Source organism: Aurantibacillus circumpalustris (assembly GCF_029625215.1).
Classification (GTDB): Bacteria; Bacteroidota; Bacteroidia; order B-17B0; family Aurantibacillaceae; genus Aurantibacillus; species Aurantibacillus circumpalustris.
This window is the reverse complement of the sequence record NZ_CP121197.1, coordinates 1,390,230-1,409,937: the sequence shown is the minus strand read 5'-3', so window position 1 is coordinate 1,409,937 and position 19,708 is coordinate 1,390,230. Positions and strand designations below refer to the sequence as shown.

At 34.1% G+C, this 19,708-nt stretch carries 19 protein-coding genes; 4 read left to right on the top strand and 15 right to left on the bottom strand.

Features of this window, described 5'->3' with window-relative positions:
- Window positions 1–182: 182 nt before the first annotated feature.
- Window positions 183–1,284 (top strand): peptide chain release factor 2 gene (gene prfB, locus P2086_RS05920; RefSeq protein ID WP_317899521.1). Its coding sequence is split into 2 segments (ribosomal slippage): window positions 183–245 and window positions 247–1,284, totalling 1,101 coding nucleotides; the frame shifts between segments, so codons are not numbered across the junction.
- A gap of 24 nt (window positions 1,285–1,308) precedes the next feature.
- Window positions 1,309–2,088, top strand: a complete 780-nt coding sequence (gene rsmA, locus P2086_RS05915) for a 16S rRNA (adenine(1518)-N(6)/adenine(1519)-N(6))-dimethyltransferase RsmA (protein WP_317899520.1) — start codon at window positions 1,309–1,311, stop codon at window positions 2,086–2,088.
- 9 nt (window positions 2,089–2,097) lie between these two features.
- Here rsmA and galE read toward each other — a convergent pair whose 3' ends face one another.
- Complete coding sequence (galE, locus tag P2086_RS05910; protein ID WP_317899519.1) at window positions 2,098–3,114, bottom strand: UDP-glucose 4-epimerase GalE; 1,017 nt, start codon at window positions 3,112–3,114, stop codon at window positions 2,098–2,100.
- A gap of 129 nt (window positions 3,115–3,243) precedes the next feature.
- Between galE and P2086_RS05905 the strand changes: the two genes are divergently transcribed.
- Window positions 3,244–4,257 (top strand): polysaccharide deacetylase family protein, encoded by a 1,014-nt coding sequence (locus tag P2086_RS05905; protein ID WP_317899518.1) that lies wholly within the window; start codon window positions 3,244–3,246, stop codon window positions 4,255–4,257.
- On the opposite strand, the gene P2086_RS05900 is transcribed toward P2086_RS05905, so the two are convergent.
- The 3 genes from P2086_RS05900 to P2086_RS05890 form a co-directional block, all read right to left on the bottom strand.
- Window positions 4,238–4,993 (bottom strand): class I SAM-dependent methyltransferase, encoded by a 756-nt coding sequence (locus P2086_RS05900; protein ID WP_317899517.1) that lies wholly within the window; start codon window positions 4,991–4,993, stop codon window positions 4,238–4,240. The genes P2086_RS05905 and P2086_RS05900 overlap by 20 nt on opposite strands.
- Window positions 4,993–5,598 carry a GNAT family N-acetyltransferase gene (locus tag P2086_RS05895; protein ID WP_317899516.1) on the bottom strand — a complete coding sequence of 202 codons (606 nt, stop codon included), beginning with the start codon at window positions 5,596–5,598 and terminating at the stop codon, window positions 4,993–4,995. Before P2086_RS05895 ends, P2086_RS05900 begins: the two co-directional genes overlap by 1 nt.
- A 131-nt stretch (window positions 5,599–5,729) precedes the next feature.
- Complete coding sequence (locus P2086_RS05890) at window positions 5,730–6,950, bottom strand: glycosyltransferase (RefSeq protein WP_317899515.1); 1,221 nt, start codon at window positions 6,948–6,950, stop codon at window positions 5,730–5,732.
- 30 nt (window positions 6,951–6,980) lie between these two features.
- On the opposite strand from P2086_RS05890, the gene P2086_RS05885 reads away from it, so the two are divergent.
- Window positions 6,981–8,357, top strand: coding sequence for a hypothetical protein (locus P2086_RS05885; protein ID WP_317899514.1), 1,377 nt, complete (start codon window positions 6,981–6,983; stop codon window positions 8,355–8,357).
- Between the two features lie 25 nt (window positions 8,358–8,382).
- On the opposite strand, the gene asnB is transcribed toward P2086_RS05885, so the two are convergent.
- From asnB to P2086_RS05830, 11 genes are all read right to left on the bottom strand, one after another.
- On the bottom strand, window positions 8,383–10,287 hold the full coding sequence (gene asnB / locus P2086_RS05880; RefSeq protein ID WP_317899513.1) for an asparagine synthase (glutamine-hydrolyzing): 1,905 nt from the start codon (window positions 10,285–10,287) through the stop codon (window positions 8,383–8,385).
- 51 nt (window positions 10,288–10,338) lie between these two features.
- A complete protein-coding gene (locus P2086_RS05875; RefSeq protein WP_317899512.1) occupies window positions 10,339–11,148 on the bottom strand; it encodes a hypothetical protein in 810 nt (269 codons plus the stop codon).
- A gap of 71 nt (window positions 11,149–11,219) precedes the next feature.
- Window positions 11,220–12,053, bottom strand: coding sequence for a glycosyltransferase (locus tag P2086_RS05870; protein WP_396127458.1), 834 nt, complete (start codon window positions 12,051–12,053; stop codon window positions 11,220–11,222).
- Window positions 12,054–12,159: 106 nt separating this feature from the next.
- Window positions 12,160–13,113: a glycosyltransferase family 2 protein gene (locus tag P2086_RS05865; RefSeq protein WP_317899510.1), complete on the bottom strand. Its 954-nt coding sequence runs from the start codon at window positions 13,111–13,113 to the stop codon at window positions 12,160–12,162.
- Between the two features lie 24 nt (window positions 13,114–13,137).
- Window positions 13,138–14,256, bottom strand: a complete 1,119-nt coding sequence (locus P2086_RS05860; RefSeq protein ID WP_317899509.1) for an acyltransferase family protein — start codon at window positions 14,254–14,256, stop codon at window positions 13,138–13,140.
- A 1-nt stretch (window position 14,257) separates the two neighbouring features.
- On the bottom strand, window positions 14,258–15,082 hold the full coding sequence (locus P2086_RS05855; protein WP_317899508.1) for an alpha-1,2-fucosyltransferase: 825 nt from the start codon (window positions 15,080–15,082) through the stop codon (window positions 14,258–14,260).
- 75 nt (window positions 15,083–15,157) lie between these two features.
- The gene (locus P2086_RS05850; RefSeq protein WP_317899507.1) at window positions 15,158–16,276 is read right to left on the bottom strand and encodes a glycosyltransferase family 4 protein; all 1,119 of its coding nucleotides are present in this window, start codon (window positions 16,274–16,276) and stop codon (window positions 15,158–15,160) included.
- Window positions 16,273–17,169, bottom strand: a complete 897-nt coding sequence (locus P2086_RS05845) for an NAD-dependent epimerase/dehydratase family protein (RefSeq protein ID WP_317899506.1) — start codon at window positions 17,167–17,169, stop codon at window positions 16,273–16,275. The genes P2086_RS05850 and P2086_RS05845 overlap by 4 nt, the downstream gene beginning before the upstream one ends.
- A gap of 1 nt (window position 17,170) precedes the next feature.
- On the bottom strand, window positions 17,171–18,031 hold the full coding sequence (locus P2086_RS05840) for a class I SAM-dependent methyltransferase (RefSeq protein WP_317899505.1): 861 nt from the start codon (window positions 18,029–18,031) through the stop codon (window positions 17,171–17,173).
- Window positions 18,031–18,357: an acyltransferase gene (locus P2086_RS19080; RefSeq protein ID WP_396127469.1), complete on the bottom strand. Its 327-nt coding sequence runs from the start codon at window positions 18,355–18,357 to the stop codon at window positions 18,031–18,033. Before P2086_RS19080 ends, P2086_RS05840 begins: the two co-directional genes overlap by 1 nt.
- A 421-nt stretch (window positions 18,358–18,778) precedes the next feature.
- Window positions 18,779–19,708, bottom strand: coding sequence for a hypothetical protein (locus P2086_RS05830; RefSeq protein WP_317899503.1), 930 nt, complete (start codon window positions 19,706–19,708; stop codon window positions 18,779–18,781).

Genomic DNA, 19,708 nt, shown 5'->3' with positions numbered 1-19,708 from the left:
AGACAGTTGAAAAAACAACTGTCTGCGATTCAAGTGTTTGTAGGCATTTCAAAACCAAAGATATATTAGGAAATGCTAACAAACACTAAATCGGGATTACTCGCAATAAGGCAGCCAGTTCGTCTTTTTCAAATACTTCTGCTTCCTAATTACGTTTAAATAAAAAGTTTTATCTTTGTGGCATGTTTACAAATGACCAATTAAAAGACTTGAATGATCGCAGTATCGCGTTGAGGGGGTTTCTTTGACTACGATAGAAAGAAACACGATCTAGAGTTATTAGAAGAAAAAACCCTTGATCCCGATTTTTGGACAGATTCTAAAAAAGCGGAAAAAATCTTAAACGAAGTAAAGCAGGTAAAAAGCTGGACAGCATCCTACGACGCGTTATCGCGACAAGTAGATGACCTCAACACACTGTACGAATTCTTTAAAAGTGGTGATGCTACTGAAGAAGAAACTGAAACGGAATTTAATGCTGCAATAAAAAAACTCGAGGAAATCGAATTTAAGAACATGCTTCGGGGCGAAGAAGACAGTCTAAACTGTATTCTGCAAATAAACGCCGGCGCGGGTGGCACTGAAAGTTGCGACTGGGCCAGTATGCTTATGCGTATGTATTTGATGTGGGCCGATCAAAAAGGATTTAAAGTAAAAGAGCTGGATTATAACGGTGGTGACGTTGCCGGAATAAAATCAGTTTCGTTGGAAATTGAAGGTGAGTTTGCTTACGGCTTTTTAAAAGGTGAAAATGGTGTTCATCGTTTAGTGCGTATCAGTCCTTTTGATTCAAATGCAAAACGACATACCAGTTTTGCTTCCGTATATGTGTATCCTGTAGTGGACGATACTATTGAGATCGATATAAAACCAGCTGACATTGAAATATCTACTTCACGCAGTGGCGGTGCTGGAGGACAAAACGTTAATAAAGTTGAAAGTAAAGTTCAATTAACCCATAAACCCACAGGCATTGTTGTTGTGTGTCAGGTTGAGCGCTCCCAACTTGGAAATAGAGCTATGGCTATGCAAATGCTACGTTCACAGCTTTACGAACTCGAAATGCGTAAGCGCAACGAAGCAAAAAATGCTGTGGAAGAAGGAAAAATGAAAATTGAATGGGGTTCTCAAATTAGAAGTTACGTTCTCCATCCTTATAAAATGGTTAACGACCATCGCACGGAATTAAAAATTACGGATGCCGAAGGTGTATTAGATGGAGACTTAGATGAGTTCATTAAAGCTTATCTAATGGCGCTTGGTGGCAAAACACCGGTACACTAGAATATAAATCTACGAATACAAATTATGATGCATCAACCGGTAAGAGCAAAAAAACACTTAGGTCAACATTTTTTAAACGACGAAAACATCGCTAAAAATATTGTTGAGGCTTTGTTGGAAAAAGACAAATCAACGCCAATCATTGAAGTTGGTCCGGGTACTGGAGTATTAACACAACATATGATCACAGACATTGATAAGTTTTTTGCTTTGGATGTGGATACAGAATCGGTTGCTTTTTTAAAAGAAAAATATCCCTCTCAAAAAGAAAAGGTAATGATTTCTGATTTTTTAGAAACAGACCTTATAAAATTAGCCGGCAATAAATTTAATGTGATTGGAAATTTTCCATATAATATTTCTAGTCAAATTATGTTTAAAGTTTTAGAACATAAAAATGAAGTAGACTATGCTGTGGGTATGTTTCAAAAGGAAGTGGCCATGCGCCTTGCCGAGAAACCCGGATCAAAAGTGTATGGTATTCTAAGTGTATTGTTACAAGCTTACTACGACATTGAATACCTTTTCACAGTAAATGAGAATGCATTTACACCGCCACCAAAAGTAAAAAGTGCTGTTATTCGTTTAACAAGAAATTCTGTTCAAAAATTAGATTGTGATGAAGTGTTATTTAAAAAAGTAGTAAAGACAGCCTTTAATCAACGACGAAAAACCATTCGAAATTCTATTCGTATTTTATTTAATAATAATGAAATTCGTTATCCACTTTTAGACAAACGTCCCGAACAACTCTCTGTTGCTCAGTTTGTAGAACTCACCAAATTTGTAGAAGAAAATAGTTAGACTTTTATTCTAATCTAAGGCCTGCTGCCATTTCCAAGCACTTAGCATCATGTCATCCAAAGTATATTCTGCCTGCCATTTCAATTCTGTTTTAACCAAAGTGTTATCAGCATAGACAGCAATCACGTCACCGGGACGACGCGCTCCAATTTTATAATTTAATTTAATGCCCGACACTTTTTCAAAAGACTTAATTGCTTCCAAAACACTTACACCATTGCCAGTGCCAAGATTGAATAATGAAATTTGCTTTCTATTCCTTCCTTCAATAAGAAAATTGATTGCTTTTACATGCGCATCGGCCACATCACTTACGTGTATATAATCTCTAATACACGAACCGTCCCGTGTGTCATAATCATTTCCAAAAACAGTTAAAGCGTTTTTGCCAACAGCAGTTTGTGTGATTATTGGTACTAAATTATTTGGTTTGGTTATTGGGAACTCTCCTATTTTGCCAGTAATGTGGGCTCCAACTGGATTAAAATAGCGAAGAACTACTGTTTTAAAATTCGGCCTGGCTTCACAGAAAAATCCAATAATCTCTTCACCAATTTGTTTCGTGTGAGCGTAAGGGCTTTCTGCCCTTTTCAAAGGTGTTTGTTCCGTAACAGGAAGTTCATCCGCATTGCCATACACAGAACATGACGAAGAAAAAATAAAATTATCAATTGCTTTTTCCTGTGCGAATTTTAGAATGTTTTGAAGCGAACTATTGTTATTTTGGTAATATAAGATTGGATTAGTAACCGAGTCTGGTACCGATTTAAAAGCTGCAAAATGAATTATTCCGACTATATCGGTAAACAAAGAAAGCTTAGAAAAAAGTTCCTTTTCATTACAAAGATCAACATCGACTGTTTCAAATGGCCTGCTGGTAACAGTCTTAATTTTTTCGTAAGCTAATGGGCTCGAATTTGAAAAGTTATCTACAGAAACTATTCTATAATTGCTTTTGTTTAATAATTCAATAATTGTATGTGAGCCAATGTATCCTGCTCCTCCCGTAACTATAACACTTCCCATGAAAAACAAAGGTAAATAAAATTTTGGCAATCGTTAAAAAATAGATAAATTTATTCCTACAAAATTCTTAATAGATCCATTTATGTTGGTTTCTGGCGATAACCGAAGAAGTAACTTTAGGACTGACTTATGACATTATTTAGAAATTCTGTGTTTAAAATATTGTATTGGTTTAAAATTGGGAATTACCTCCTTTACCGGAACAAAAAAAAATCAAAAGTACCCGTAATTGTTTTTCATAAAATTATTCCAGAATATGACAGTGTTTGGCCAGGAATTCACCCAAGGCTATTCGAAGAAATGATCTTATTGCTTAAAAAACATTATAGCATTTTACCCTTACATTATTTACATACTCAACCAGAAATGGACTTTACAAATGCGTGCTTCATCACATTTGATGACGGATATACGAACTATCTCGACTACGCCTATCCAGTTCTTAAAAAACATAATGCACACTCAACTCTTTTTGTATTGCCATTTAATATTTCTAACAATGGTCACATATGGACATCAACCGTCATTTTTTTTATTAAACATTATAGTTTTAGTGACATAAAAGATTTTTTTCTTCAACATAACCAAGATATCGATTATTCTAAAACCCCTAACGACTTTAGCTTGAATCTTGCGATTACAAAGCATCTTTGTTTATTACACCATTTAGAACGTCAGAAAATAGTTAGTGCTTTGTTAGAAAAGTTCGAAAATGATAACAGAGTTATAAGTAAGGAATTATTAAGTTTTGAGGAATTGAAAAAGCTAGACGAAAAACATGTAACTATTGCGTCACATAGCCTCACCCATCCAAGTTTTATTCAGGAAACAGATTTGGAATTTATTGAATTTGAAATTGCCGAATCGAAGAATATTATTGAAGAAAAATTAAATATTAAAGTGTCTTCTTTTGCATTTCCTTTTGCAAGGGTTAATGAATTATCACTTAAAGTTGTTAAAAAACACTACGCGATGTGCTTCACTAAAATCAATGAATTAGTAAGTCTATCGAAGTTAAAAGAAGACCGCAATTATTTATATGAACTTCCACGGTTCAATATCCATCAAGGGAGCGCTGAGGAACTTTTTTTATTAATAAATGGCTTTCATAAGATGATTAAACCTAAGCCTTCTTTGCAGTAGCAAAAATCCATTCTTCTAATTGCGAATCATCTTTCTTTTCACCTGACTTCAGATAATAATCTATTTCAACAAAGCCATTATCACTCAATTGTCTTCGTAAAAAAGCAGGGGATGTATAAAATGTCATTAGTTCATAATTATGAGCTGAATCATTAATAATTGCGTAATCCTTATGGTATACCGTGTGTGTTTTTTGTCTTTGTTTTTTAATCAAATACGGTACTAGTTTTAAAAAAGTTTTAATATTTATGCTGAAGGAATTATTTTTATTCCGCCATGGATTAATATTAAAACTAAAATGATTTTTATTATGCGTGGAGAAGAAAAATAATCCCTTCGGCTTCAAAACACGGTACATCTCTGAAAAGATTTTTTTTCGATTATCCAAATCTACATAATCCATGCCATTGAAAGAAAAGTTAACAAAATCAAATGTTTGATCTTGAAAGGCAGACATATCAGATGCGTCGATAGTATAATACTCGAATTCAGGATAATGCTCCTTTAGTTTTTCAATAAATTTCTCTGAATAATCGATTCCTGTATAGTGCTTACAGATGTTTGCTAGATACTTGGTTGTGCGTCCGCCACCTACTCCAACATCTAAAAAGTTGCCTGATTGCAGCAAATTTTTATATTCGGCAAAGATTTTTTTTTCGATCGGCCAAATTTCTTCCAATTGACCATACCAATCAATCACTTTTTTATCAGAATATACCTTCTTGTTTTTATCCATCAGCTGCCGATCATTTTTTTTAAAAATCGTAATGTTGGGTTTAAATAGACCACTCCAGTATACTCTTTAATTTTAAAATTTGTGAACTGCTCTTTAAATTTATTTACATTGAGTAAAGCTTTATCTGTTTGGCCCGAATACCAGCCGCAGAAATCATAGTACTTTACGCCTGAGTTTCTAAATTCTAGTATATCTAACCAATGTAATGCACGATGTGCCCTACCAATGTGAGTAGCATTGAACTCCGCGTTTTTTGGAGTAAAAGAACTAATATTAACTGCCCTTTCACTCGTAACTCTATAAAAATTTACACAAAGAAACTTATCCTTTTGACGAATAAATGAGACGGCAAGAATGCCATATTTATTGTACGTTTTCAATCTATAACTTTCAGCACTTCTAATTTTCTTCTCCTTGGCAAATTGATTAAATAATTGAATGAATGCACTTAGTTCTTTACCCGTGAGGTTAAACAGAATTTTATGCTCGAAGTTCTGATTTTTTAAAAACGAACTTATTTCTGTAAGCGTTCTATGATAAATTCCTTCTTTTATTTTTTCTATAGATTGAGACAGGTCTATTAACAAGGTGTAAAACTCGTTCAACGCATTGTTAATATTGACAGGACACTGTATGCAATAATTGATGGAAGCGTTGATTTTTATTTTTTCGGTGAGAAAATACTCATCAACACTAAAAATAAACCTTTTGTATTTAATATGTTGCAGGTCTTTTATCAGGATTTTGCGGTTAATTTTTTATATATAGCAACATATTTGGCAATGGCCATACTCGTGTCAAAGTGATTTAACGCAATGCTTCTGTAATGATCAGGATCTGCTGAAAGAGAAAGATAGCTTTGACAAGCGGAACGATAATCAGGCGTCGAAAAACCCTCCACCAATACACCGCCCTTATTTGTATTAAAATAAAGGTCATTATCCCCTATACCTGAGTTTGTAATTATTGGAAGTCCCATAGCCCAACATTCTGCCATTTTTGTTGGTGAAGATGCAATTTTAGAATAAGCAGGTTTAATAAAAAAGATTGCTGCCTTTGCAATAGATAGGTATGCTGGCACATCCTTGTATGAAGCGCTCGCAGAAATAATTATTTTTCTTTGTTCTAAAGTGTAATTAGTTAGAATTTTATCCAATTCCTCTGCATCTTTTGTAAGGATAAGGAGTTTAAGATTCGGAATTAACTGTTTCCAAATAAGAATACAATCGATCATCTCTTTTGTGTAATACCAGGTTCCAATTGAGCCTGTGTATATGAGAACATGATCATTGGACGACACATCGACTAGAGAATCCACCGGTTTAACTGCTTTTCGACTAAACTTGTCTGTATTTGTACAACATGGTATTATTGTAGTCCTTTCGTCCAAATTGTTTTTCGGAAATTGGGCGTTTAACTCTTTTAGCCCTGCATGTGTGAGCGAAATGACAGCATCTGATTCAGATAAAAATTGTTTTTCCTTTTTCTTAAAGTAGGAATAAAAAAACGCTTCAATTGGTTTTCCTTCTTTCCATATCCCTCCGTCCAAACGTTCATCGGCCCAAAAACCGCGCATATCAAATACAAAAGGAATTTTAAAACGACGTTTAAACGCCAAACCAATAAGCGACGCAAGGTAACTACGGCAATGTACAAGCTCGATATTCTTTTTACGATGCGTTTTTCTTGCAAGATTCCAGATACGTAGTATGTAGAAAAATCGGGATAACATTCCTCCTTCAGCGTCATATAAAATGTAGTTCCAACTAATCGGAAGTTTGTCAATAGCTGATAAAATGGTTGTTTTTTCTTTTCTTAGTCTTTCTTTTTTTTCACAAGAAAGGACATTTACATGAAAGCCGCTTTGAGCAAGACCGCATACATATGGTAGAATCTGCGATTGGCCTAAGGGATCACTCAGTCCGTCAAACGTTATATAAAGTGTGTTTTTGTTCAATGAGTTTTATTCTTTAAATTTATAGCATCCATGGACATTTATGACTTATTGTTGGCGCCAATTTATGCGATGATCATTTTGCTTTTCGCTCATAAATTTAGCATAAAACGAAGAAGAAAAGAGGAGGTTTACAAATATTTTTTACCCGGGCTATTGGTTAAAATGGGTGGCGCAATCGCGCTTGGGCTTATCTATTTTTATTATTATAACGGAGGAGATACTGTAAACTATCATTTCACTGCATGTGCATTGGTAGATGTTCTTTTTGATAGACCCGAAGATTTTCTTTATCTCTATTTTGGCGATCCGCAATTCGGGGAAATTTATTTATTGAATTCTAATTACGCTTTTTTTTACTGGGTAAATGATAGCTATGCCTTTTTCGTAGCTAAATGTTTTGTGCCAATATCACTCGTTTGTTTTAAAAGTTATTTGGCCAGTGCAATTGTTGTTGCCGCTGTATGTTATCTTGGTGTTTGGAGATTATATTTAGTATTTGTGAATGAGTTTCCTAAACTTGGTAAACAGTTTGCTTGGTCCATACTCTATATTCCATCCGTTGTTTTTTGGGGCAGCGGTATTATGAAAGACAGTATTACATTTTCAGCGGCCTGTTTCTATGTACATGGTTTTTATTGGTTCTTCACACAAAAAAAATTGAAAGCTGGGTACCTTTTTTCTCTAGGTGTTTCCGTGTATTTGCTGTTATCCATTAAACCATATATTTTATTTGCCTTACTACCTGGTTCCATTATTTGGTATGTTACTTTACGAACTACAAAAATGAAAAACGCGGTATTGCGTGTTATGTTTGCTCCAACGCTTGTTTTTATTGGTTTAATCATCGGAGTATTTGTACTTCAGACCTTGGGTGATTCTTTGGGAAAATACTCACTCGAAAAGGTTGTGAACACAGCTTCTGGCGCACAACAAGATTTAAAACAAAGTTATTATGGCGGTAACACTTTTAATATTGGTGATTATGACGCGAGTGTAAGCGGACTTCTATCCGTTTCACACAAGGCCATATTTGCAGCGCTTTTCAGACCCACTATTTTTGATGTAAGAAACGTAGTAATGGCTATTTCAGCCATTGAAAATAGCTTTATACTTGGTTTTTGCGTTTATCTCTTAATTAAACTCCGGTTTTTTAAATTTTTCGGTTTGATTACTAAACATCCCTTATTAATGTTCTCGTTTATCTTCTCTATATTTTTTGCCTTTTCCGTAGGTGTTTCTATTTCAAATTTTGGTGCATTAGTACGACTGAAGATTCCGTGTATTCCTTTTTTCTTGTCTAGTCTTGTGATCTTAAACGAGCTCTTAAATCAAGCTTCTAAACGCAGGAAATCAGCTGAAAATGCAGTCGTGTCAAACGATAAAGTTGTTTTTGTTGAGAAGTCTTAATTATCTCTTAGAAGGATTTTTTGAATTATTCCATCCATTTTTTATGCCACATTTGAAACATAAGCAGGTACCAAATCTTTAAACCTAGTTCGGTTTTTCCTGAAAAAAATTCTTCTTTTAGTTTTTTAATAGGAGCCACATGAAACAATCCCTGCTGCTTAATACGTGTATCACTAAGAAACTCTTCTACTGTAGATTTTAAATCTTCACTTAACCATTTTTCTATTGGTATAGCAAAACCCATTTTAGGACGGTTCATTTTATCTTCCGGTAAGTATTGATGAACAATTTCTTTTAGAATGTATTTTTTAATGCCTTTATTGTATTTGAACTCGTCTGGCAACTGCGCTGCCCATTCAATCACATGATGATCCAGAAAGGGCTCCCTTGCTTCTAATCCCGAACTCATGGAAGCACGGTCAACTTTTTGAAGTATGTCATCCGGCAAATAAGTTTGATAGTCAACCGCCATCATATAAGATAGTGGTGTATAAAATTGCTCTTTTAATTGTTCGCTTAGATAAGCGGTGGCAGGAAATTTTATTTTGCGACTTAATAATTCCTCAAGTTGTTGATCGTTATATTGCTTGCTTAAACTCAACATCATGTTTTTGGCCGAAGGATCAACGAGAAGGGATTTTAATTTTTCATAACGGTTAGCAAAATTATAACGCTCATTAAAATAAGGCAATGACTTTGCAGGAATAGTGTTCATAAGTCCAACAGCCATCTTTCTCAACGGTGCAGGTGTTTTACTTAAAAAATTTCCATGCTTCATTAAATAATCGTAGCGATTGTAGCCTGCAAAAACTTCATCCCCAGCATCAGCGCTTAAAGCAACTGTTACCTCTTTTTTTGCGAGTCGACTTAAGAGCATTGAAGGAATGGCACTGCTATCAGCAAATGGTTCATCATAAAAGTAAGGAAGTTGCGATAGGAGTTCCTTTGCTTCTTGCATGCTGCAATTAAATTCATGATGCTCTGTTCCGATTTGTTTTGCGATATCTGCGGCGTACGGCGCTTCATTCAATCCTATATCAGGAACTGCAATTGTAAAAGTTTTTATTTTCTCCGTTCTATCTTTTTGCAGTAAGGCCGTCACGCAGGCACTGTCGTATCCTCCACTTAAAAACACTCCTACTGGAACATCAGATACCATGCGGTAGTCGCAGGCCTTCTTTAATACTTTTTCAGTTTCAATTTTCGCCTCAGTAAAAGAAATTCCTAGTTTAGGTTTGTTGTATGCATCATACACATCCCAATATTTTTGAAGGCTCAATTCAGAATTTAAGAATGAAAATTTTAAAACATGTCCCGGTTTTAATTTATGACAATGGTCAAAGATACAAAGCTCACCGGGCACATTTCCAAACTGAATAAACGCCGCCATAGCCTCGGAGTTTATTTTCTTTACAAAATCAGGATGTTCGTGGAAGGCTTTTAATTCTGAGGCGAACAAAAATAATCCATTATTAAAATAATAAAAAAATGGCTTAACTCCAGCACGGTCGCGTGCACATAAAACCTCTTCCTTTTCTTTATCATAAATAACAAATGCAAACATGCCAGTAAACTTTTTCAGACAGCTTGGGCCCCAGCGCGAATAGGCTTGTAAAATTACTTCTGTATCTGAATGACTTATAAATGAATGTCCAAGGTCGATCAGTTCTTTTTGAATCTCTTTGTAATTATATATTTCGCCGTTAAATACAATGGAGAAGTGTTGAAAATGCATGGGTTGTTTACCACTCTCACTCAAATCAATCACCGATAGACGACGATGACCCAGACCTATTTGCACTTTAGCGTTTTCTGTGAAATGGTAACCCGAAGCATCAGGACCACGGTGCTGGAGGCTGGTGGTCATGTTTTGCAAAACGCCCAAAGAGGATCGTTGCTGCTTATCGATAAAACCAGAAATACCACACATGTTCTAAAGATAAATAGTATTCTACAATACAAAAATTATTTAAAGATCTATTTAGTCTAAAGTTGCTTTTTTAGGGAGAAAAAGGAAGAGAAGCAACAGGAATAACCATAACCAATGAGAAAGAAAAGAAGTTGTTATTTGAAAATAATACATATTTCCTTTCTTAAATGGTACTCTATTAATTTTTTGTAAGCTTCTATTTTTAAAATGACTTTGAAAATCACGATTCGATTTTCTTACATACATTTTTTCGTATAATTTTTTGTCAATAATCGTAGCGACGCTCGGCATAGTAGAATCTACAATTAACGGTTCCTTATTGGAGTCGTAATAATGCCATCCCTTATCATAATAGACAGATACTGCATAATGTCCGGGATTTGTTGTTGATAGAGGGTAAAATTCAATTGTGGAACACGGTATTTTCAATCGCGTGAGTTGATCCTGAAATACAATACCTTGCTGACTGCATGCTCCCATCGGGTATTTAAGAATATCAGAAGAAACAACAGGATTGGAGAAATGGGCCCAAATAAATTTTCCACACAAATTGGCGATCCAATTGTCGTGAAAAGTTAACACAGAATACGAATGATAAAAACGATTTCTTACCAAATGATCCAAAAATAAAACCGTTTTAGATGTATCGTAGTTACTGTTCTTAAATTTTTGATCAACTACAAAGTCGATAATTACGGAGTTATCAATTGAAAGAAAAGACGTATCAAATCTTTCATCCTTATCAATAGAACCATAAATATATTCGGGTTGTTTACTAAAAAAAGAAGCGAGTGTTAATACAGAAGTGATTAAAAATAAAACGAAAACCGAAGTTTTTAAAGAAACGAACTTATGCTTCATGAATTTATTCTAGTAACCAAATTAATAATTTACCGGTTTGGATTTTAAATCGCGTAAAGATATTGATTCTTTTACCATGTAAGAAGTAAATGTTTAATAATTGCAAAGCTACGTTTGTTAAAAATACTTTTCGGATCAAGAAATATGCTTTTTACAAAAAGCTTTAGTGCCATGCCTTTTTTTGATTCTATTGCGACATGAATGGCAATATAAGATAACATGTGTGCTTCAATTCTGAATAATTGAGACTGATGTTTTTCAAGAAATAAAGCATCGTGTTTTAGGGAAGAAATCAACAGATCTTTTTGTTTTAAGTGACGATCTGGTTTAAAATTTCTAACACTTCTGTTCTCATGATCCACTAAATAAGATGTTTTAATTTTGCCAAGGTGGAACTTATAACGGACCGAATTTTTAAGCCAGAAGTCCCAATCCTCACCAATACTAAGGGATTCGTTGAATTTGGTCGTTTCAAAAACTGATCGGTGAATAAACGCACTGTTCGTGTGAGGATAATTTAATGACAAGATGGCTTCATTCGGATTAGGGTAACGAATAAGCACTTCATTCACTTTTTTTCTATCTGCCCTGCCCCATTCGTAATCAAAAAGAATAATTTTAGCTTCCCTATTCTTAACAATATAAGTATGCGCCTCCTCTAAATGAGCAGGATAAATTAGATCATCGGAGTCTAAAAAATTTATGAATTGCCCGGAACTTTTTTCTACTCCAAGATTTCTGGCTGATGAAACACCACCATTAGTTTTTTTAAAGTATTTTATTCGCTGTTCGTCGATGTTTTTAATTAATTCATCTGTGCCATCTGTGCTTCCGTCGTCAATTATTAATATTTCAAAATCAGTAAAGGTTTGTTCTTGAATACTCTTAATGGCAGCCAATATCATGTCAGCCCTGTTATAGCAAGGAATTATGACGGAGAAAAAGGGAGAAATTGGCGTCAAAATTTAATAGTTTACACGAATGTACTATAAAAAGCTGGCTCGAAAAAACTCAGTTTTTATTCCTTAAAAAAATAAACAATGAGTTTGTTTTGAGAAAAATAAGCAATCCTTTTGTATGAAATAATAAGTGAGGGTTTAAAATAAACAAACGGTTGACCCCTAAAAAATCTCCTTTAGTGTATTCTGTTTCCACACAATTTTGAAGGTAATTCCAGAAAATTTTAGAGAGAATACTCTCATTATATTTCTCGTTTAATTTATATCGTTTAGTTTCCTTATCATAATTTATTCCTGAAGCGGTTAGTTTTTTACTCCATGTATTTTCAGAAAGTGAATTAAAGAATCTTGAAACGACAAGTGCATACTCATTATATAAACCAATAGGCTTGGAGCCAGTTTTAGAATGACCATGTTCTCTGAATCGAGCGAGGACTTTTTCTGTACGCATGGATTTGCAATTTAGAAAAAGTGGCATCCAAAGATCATAGTCCATGCAGTAAAATAATTTCTCATCTATCAAGCCAAACTCTGCATGCAAGCTCCTACGCCAGAATACACCCGGTTGATGAATAGATACTCTTGAAAAAAAATCGTTTATTTCAAATTGATTGGTTATTCGCGTTTCCTTGCCCTTAGTATCGAAATTAATTACATCTCCATAAACGATATCAACTTCACTATTCTTTTCGAATAAATCAGATACGATATGAAGTGTGTTTTCGCAATAGAGATCGTCGCTGTTCAGCCATGCAATGATCTCGCCGCTTGCTTGTTGAATCCCTTTATTAATAGCTGCACTTTGTCCTGAATCTCTTTCACTTACCCAATAATGTAACTGCTTTTCATATTTTTTAATAATCTCTACACTGTTGTCTGTACTTCCTCCGTCAATAATAATGTATTCCAGATTGCCATAGTTTTGGCCTAAAACAGACAGAATGGTTTGTTCGAGATATTCTGCCTGATTATAGGAAGGAGTGATTATGCTAATTTTTACAGCCACGTTTTAATTTTCTTTATCAACGAATTAGGCATACCTTGTTTTATAACGAAGTAATTTCTTTTCAAAATAATTATAACTTAAATAACATATACCAATGCTTAATACCAGGCAGACAAATAATTCCGCATAAAATTGAAACCCGTTCAATTTAGTCAAACAAAAAATACTGTTTACTTTTTGAACAAATGAAATACTGAATAAATGTAAACAATAGAGTCCGTAGGAGATGAGACCAAGTTGACTGAGTCTTTTGAAGTTTTTTAATTTGAAAAATGAATTTAGAGAAAAGCATTGTTCCAAAATAATAAACGAAAAAAACAGTGATAAGAAGAGTCGCTCACCTGTTCGGGTTACTTCATTAAAATTCATCCAGTATTTAAATGAAATAAATGAAAGTATAAAAATAAGGTAAGCACTTTTTATTACGAGAGGGGACAAATTTTCTATGTGGGTAACAAACGCCTGGTGATAAAGAATAAGCCAGGCACTAAGTCCTCCGATTGCTAAATCAGACATCACACTGAAAGTACTGAAATACAATACGCTTTCATTGCCAAGACTGTAATACCTAAAAAAGAGACTAACTGCTATAATTAGGAACATGAGAATGGGGATTTGTTTTTTAGGAAGTAGTTGTAGAAGAATTGGCCAAAAAAGATAGAACTGTTCTTCAACTGCTATAGACCATAATACACCCAAACTATCATTTCCAACTCCGACAAATTCCGTTTGGATCCGATCAAAATTATTTAGAAAGCCAACATAATAAATAAGATGTTCTTTTACATCATTCAGATTAAATTTATGAATCAGGAAAGGATAAACAAAAAAACCAATAATTAAAACAAGGTAAAATAGTGGCCATATTCTGAGTACACGGCGCATATAAAAATGTTTGATGTTGATCTTACCTTTTATTTCCTTTTCTTTCAGCAACAAATAAGTAATCAAAAATCCACTCAAAACAAAAAAGAGATTCACACCTAGATTTCCAACAAGAAAAATATTTTGAATAAAGAAATTTTCAATCCCATTTCCGGCATCATAATTCATATATCCAAAGACATGATATAGGAAAACTGCCAGAAACGCTAAGCCTCTAACTCCATCCAAATTCTCGAAATATACTTTACTATCTTTCAAATTAGATAATATTAAAATCAATCAGAGATATTTTTCTATTTGGTTCACTAACCTGATACAAAGGAACACTTCCATAAAACGAAGCCCACATGCTATAGGTACTTGGAGGTCCAATAATGTAGTTACAACGACTGAGACAATACATATCCATTAATTCATGATTAGGCGCCTTGCTCATGTTATGATTTCCCTTGTTTATTTTGTTCAAATCAATCGGTTCATTGGAACAAATAAGGAAGTGTATTTTTTTATTTTGAAAAAGATCAGACACGACGTTAACAATCGTACTGTATTTATCTAACGAATAATAATATTTACCTCCCTGAAAATTCTCATAGTCCCCCCTTCGAATATGTATTCCAATAATAATTTCAGTCGTGGGAGCAAATGTGTTTTTAAAAAAATCGTCTATCTTCTTTGTTAGTTCTTGAGTAGGTTTAAAATAGTCAATGATCTGTTGTTTGTGCTTTAATAATAAATCCGGGGCTCTATATAACCAACCTTGCACTAAACGCAATCCGCCTTTGTTAAATATATTGCTTGGAATATCCAGATTACAGGATTCATCCCACAACAGACAAGTCACAGAAATAAACGGGATTTTTATTTTTGTCTTGTGAAGAATTTTTGAAGTATAAAAAGCAAGGGTATAATTTAGTTTAGCAAGAACTGTCGAACGTTTTTGAGTGCTTTCAAAATATTTAAGGAAATTACAAAAAGAAGGGTTTGAAATTTTAATCTGATGCTCAAATCCATAGGCCAAGAAGTTTGCATACAAAAAAAGTAAATTGCCTAACTGACCGGGTTTATCTGATAAAATGATCATTCTGTCTTAATTATTATAATCTGTTTCCTTTTAAACTAAAATTATTAAACAAATTCAAAATCAGTTTTTATTCTTTTAATTGATTTGAAATAATGTTAGTAGATCCTTTTTTGAGTGTTCAATGTTTGAATTATAATTTCCTTCAAACTTTTCTAATGGCTTATTCATCACTTGATGCATATGTTCAGACAATGTAACTTTATCTTGTGGGTCAAAAAATTTTACATTTTCTGCAATTTGTTCCCTGTGAATAGAAATCGTTGAAACGATTAGAAATTTATTTAAAGCCTTAGCATCTTCAATTACCGTGCTCCACCCTTCAAATAAACTTGGCTGTATAACGGCTTTAGCATTTGCGATGATACTGACTTGATCTTCTCTGGCAATAAATCCTGTAAACGTTATGTAGCCCTCTATGTTTTTTTCCTTAATAAAAGATTGTAGTTTGGTTACATAGTCCTTGTTTCTTTCATCATCGTACTTACCAGTAAACACAACGTGTATAGATTTATTTGCTTTCACCAATAGTTCAACCCCTTTTAGAACTACCATATGATTTTTGTGTGGCCAGAATTGATTACACACCACTAAATAATCAGTCGGAAACCCAATCGGTGACTTTGTGTTTTTATTTTCAATCAGCGAAACAAAATTGTACACGAACAGCCGCGCTTTGCAGATAGGATAAAATTGAAGCAAGTGATTTTTAGAGTCCTTGCTTGAAAGCACAATGGTTTTCGCTTTTTCAGTGATTTCTTTAAAATTTGTATCTCTTTTTATAATTTCTTCCAGACTAAACAACTCCGGCAAAAATTTATGTTGAAAGTCGTAAAGCCAATAGATGGCTCGACAGTTTAAATTTTCATGTCCTTTTTCATAATGAATTAAAGGATACAAAAGATCTAATTTTTCTGAATTGATATCCTGAACAAATCGGTAATTACTATTTGTAAGAATACCCATTAGTTTGCAGTATACTCTGTAAAAGAAACCCTTGTTATCAAAATTAACAAGTTCTACATTCGTAAGAGCAATTTCTTGTAATAGGTCTTTTGAGGCACTATTGTTGACAAAAACGACAACAGTTATTTTTTTGGTTAAAGAAATTTCACTCAGTAATTTGATAATATTCAAAGAATAATATAAGCCTCCAGCCCAAGTATTGTCACCTGTTAATATGATTCCTATTCTCACGCCTTTATTGTTTTTTTTATCCAGTCAACATATAGGCACATTCCTTTTTCCAAATTTATTTCCCTTTTAAAACCCAATGTTTGAATTTTTGAAATGTCGGCTTTCCAATTAAGAGGATAGCCGGCAATCTGTTCTCCATTAAAACATATTTCACCCTTGTAATCAAATATCTTGGCGTAGAGTTCTGCAGTTGTTTTAATGACTGATTCCTCGCCGCTTGCAATATTTATAACAGCAGCATCAAACTCAGCTTTATCCGAAAGCACTTTCAAGGCCTTAACTATGTCACTTACATAAATAAAATCACGCGATTCATTGCCTGTACCGAAAAGTGTGATTTTATCTGGATTAGAAATAAGTTTCGAACTTAAATCGTAAAAAAATTGGCGTTTAAGTCCGATGCCATAGGCAGAAAAAATTCGGACACTCAATCCCTTTACTCCATGCTTTTTAAAATACTCTTGAAGTATATTTTCACTTAGCAATTTATTTTTACCATACGGCGATAAGGGTGAAGTAGGATGAGATTCTTTAACAGGCAAATCCTTTGGGTTACCGTAAACAGCTGCACTGGAAAGGTTTATGAATTTGGAGTCTGAAGAATTTAATTTTAATGCATTAACTAGTTTCTCAACCAAAACAGTATTTAATTGATAATCTCGTTCAGGATCTTCGAAACTCTTTTGAATGTTTGACGACCCGGCACAGTTAATGATCAGATTCGGTTTGTTATCGCGAATTAATTTTTCTGTGATTGAAAAATCAGAATCAACGTAAATTGGATTATTGGTAGTATTAATATAGTCTGTGCCAAATGTAACCCCTGATTTTGAAAATTCTTCAAAACAAGCATTACCAAGAAAACCCGAGGCCCCTATAATTAAAGTACTCATATTAATGGTTTGGTTTTATTGCTATGAAGGTATACAATCTTCCCGCAATGGCATTCAGATTTTTTGTCCTCCATTTGAATAGCTTAAAAATTAAATTATTTATAAAAGAAACATTCGGCAGCTTTATTCCAAATTTAGTTTGAAAGACGCGTTTAAATTCTTCTGTTAATTCATTTTTGCTACGGGGACTATAATTAATAGGAGAATCAAGTGGTCCCAGTGTTTTATCCAACATTAAACCTGCCGCTTTAAAAGCACTTGTATATTCTAATACCGAAAATGCATTTTCACCTCCGTAATATTTTTGAAACGCGTGGTTTTCTAAAAACTCTTTTTTTTGTTCCTGATCATTTACTACATGATCTCTTACGGTTATGAGTAGTCCACCTTTTTTAAGAACTCTTGCTGATTCACTAATAAATTGATTTAAATCTTGTGCATGGTGCATAACTTGTCTGGCATATACCACATCGAATGAGGCATCTGCAAAAGGCAAGGATTCGCCGAATCCAAATTGTATATCTATATCTGCAATATGGTATTGATTTTTTAGTTGCTGAATCGCTCCGCTTCCAACAGTCATGCTAGGATCAGGTTCAACAGCAACTACCGTAAAATTTTCTAAAGCAAATGCCACAGTACAAATCCCATTTCCAGCGCCGAGATCAAGTAGTGTTTTCTTTTCCCCATCATCCTTCTTAGACAATGTTTGTTTAATTAGATTTAAAGACGCTTTAAATTCCTTGCTTTTTCGATACGTTTCGCAGTTTTTTTGAAGGTCTTCATCAAGATATGCATCCTGAATTAATTGTTTGAATTCGTTTTGTGAACGCGCATATATAATAGTTTCTTCCCAAGTCATTATGATGGCTCAATCAGTTTTTTAATTTCTACAGCCGGATTACCACCTACCAATGTATAAGGCATTACGTTTTTGGTAACAACACTTCCTGCGGCCACAACAGCACCCTCACCAATAGTGACTCCCTTTAAAATAATCACATTGAAACCGATCCAGGCCTTATCCTCTACAACAATTTTTTTACTTATTACTTTCGACCAATCTTTATATTTTCCAGTCTGATTTTCTTCAATTCCTTTTTTCCAATCTTTTACATCTTTTTTACGGTCATCCCAATTCAAAGAATGAGCATCCGTGTCAATAATTGTGCAGCCCCATGAGAACATTACATCAGAGCCAATAGAAATATTATCAGCACACACTAATAAACAATCACCAACAAAGGAATTATTACCAATTTTTACTTTTGCAGTTTTGGTTTCCAATACAATACGTCCCATCACAATGCTCTCTTCACCGATTTCAATTAATGGCTCAATTCTTTCTGGGTGTCTAACTTCTATTTTTAAATTTTCCAGCTTAGAATTTTTTCCTACACGAACGAATTTTGCATTCGCCTTTTCACGATGCTTTTCGTTTTTATTCTGCAAAAACAAGACTAATTTTGTAAGAAAATAATTCATAATACCAGACCAGGCTTTAGAATACGAATATAAAAAATATTACTCAGATAAGGCTATCTCAGCTTTGTGTATATGCCTGGATAGGCAAGAAAGAACTGTTTAAAAGGTGGAACAAGGTCTGTGTTTAGGCTTTTTTTCGAAATACGCCTAACTTAATTTTATTTTTAATTCTTGCGGAAAGGCTTGTTGTATCAAGGCTTTTTAAAAATACACTTATTTTTTTACGTTGTTCTGAATCTTCTTTCACCTGGATCCTTTTTACAGGAATATCTTGAGCTAATTCTTCATGATAAAATTGGTTTGTGCTACCACAATGTTCTCCACTGCTATCGTGACCAATATTTTGAACAAGAGAAGCAGTAGGCCATAAACCATAAGCGCCTTTTAAAAACACTGCGGCATACCAACGAATATCCCAGGGATTTTTGTCATCTGCGCAACTTTTCAGCATGTCAAAATAGGGATAAGTATTATTAAAATTGAATTGCTTTACGCTTGAACTCTTTTTCCCTATTTCAGAATAAAGTGTTTTATAATCTGGTTCAAAATTGTCCCAGGCCCTTTTCCAGGTAGCCCAGCCCCAGGGAGAAGTGCCGCCATAAATAAAAAATGTTCCTGGCCCCTCTTTTTTGATCGGGAATACATATCCTGCTACATGCATAACTTCATCATCATTTTTATAAAGTTCTAAGGCCTCGTTCATGTAAGTAAGAAAACCTTTGCTTGTTAGCAAATCATCTTCCAGAACTATTGTTTTTCCAAATGTATCTATGAGTTTAGTGACGGCCATAATAGTAATGGCGTCTACTCCCATATTATCATCCAACTCGGTTATGTAAACATTTTTACACCACTGTTTTTCTTTAAGTATTTTTCTGGTAGCGTTTAAGTTTGCAAGTTGTTCTTTACTCGCACTTTTTTTAGGACCATCTGCGAAAATATAGAGATCTGAATCCTTCGCCAGATCATTCTTCATAAGACTTTCAAGTGCCTGACGTGTATGATTTGGCCTGTTGTATGCGAAAAAAACTATGGGCGCTAAAACAGGTTTCAT

What these genes read in the sequence shown, in the direction of transcription:
- P2086_RS05905 (WP_317899518.1), top strand. Translation starts at nt 3,244, where the DNA reads ATGACATTATTTAGAAATTCTGTGTTTAAAATATTGTATTGGTTTAAA.
- P2086_RS05900 (WP_317899517.1), bottom strand. Translation starts at nt 4,993, where the DNA reads ATGGATAAAAACAAGAAGGTATATTCTGATAAAAAAGTGATTGATTGG.
- P2086_RS05875 (WP_317899512.1), bottom strand. Translation starts at nt 11,148, where the DNA reads ATGAAGCATAAGTTCGTTTCTTTAAAAACTTCGGTTTTCGTTTTATTT.
- P2086_RS05830 (WP_317899503.1), bottom strand. Translation starts at nt 19,708, where the DNA reads ATGAAACCTGTTTTAGCGCCCATAGTTTTTTTCGCATACAACAGGCCA.
- P2086_RS05845 (WP_317899506.1), bottom strand. Translation starts at nt 17,169, where the DNA reads ATGAGTACTTTAATTATAGGGGCCTCGGGTTTTCTTGGTAATGCTTGT.
- P2086_RS19080 (WP_396127469.1), bottom strand. Translation starts at nt 18,357, where the DNA reads ATGTTCTCATGGGGCTGCACAATTATTGACACGGATGCTCATTCTTTG.
- galE (WP_317899519.1), bottom strand. Translation starts at nt 3,114, where the DNA reads ATGGGAAGTGTTATAGTTACGGGAGGAGCAGGATACATTGGCTCACAT.
- P2086_RS05870 (WP_396127458.1), bottom strand. Translation starts at nt 12,053, where the DNA reads ATGATATTGGCTGCCATTAAGAGTATTCAAGAACAAACCTTTACTGAT.
- asnB (WP_317899513.1), bottom strand. Translation starts at nt 10,287, where the DNA reads ATGTGTGGTATTTCTGGTTTTATCGATAAGCAGCAACGATCCTCTTTG.
- P2086_RS05885 (WP_317899514.1), top strand. Translation starts at nt 6,981, where the DNA reads ATGGACATTTATGACTTATTGTTGGCGCCAATTTATGCGATGATCATT.
- P2086_RS05855 (WP_317899508.1), bottom strand. Translation starts at nt 15,082, where the DNA reads ATGATCATTTTATCAGATAAACCCGGTCAGTTAGGCAATTTACTTTTT.
- rsmA (WP_317899520.1), top strand. Translation starts at nt 1,309, where the DNA reads ATGATGCATCAACCGGTAAGAGCAAAAAAACACTTAGGTCAACATTTT.
- P2086_RS05840 (WP_317899505.1), bottom strand. Translation starts at nt 18,031, where the DNA reads ATGACTTGGGAAGAAACTATTATATATGCGCGTTCACAAAACGAATTC.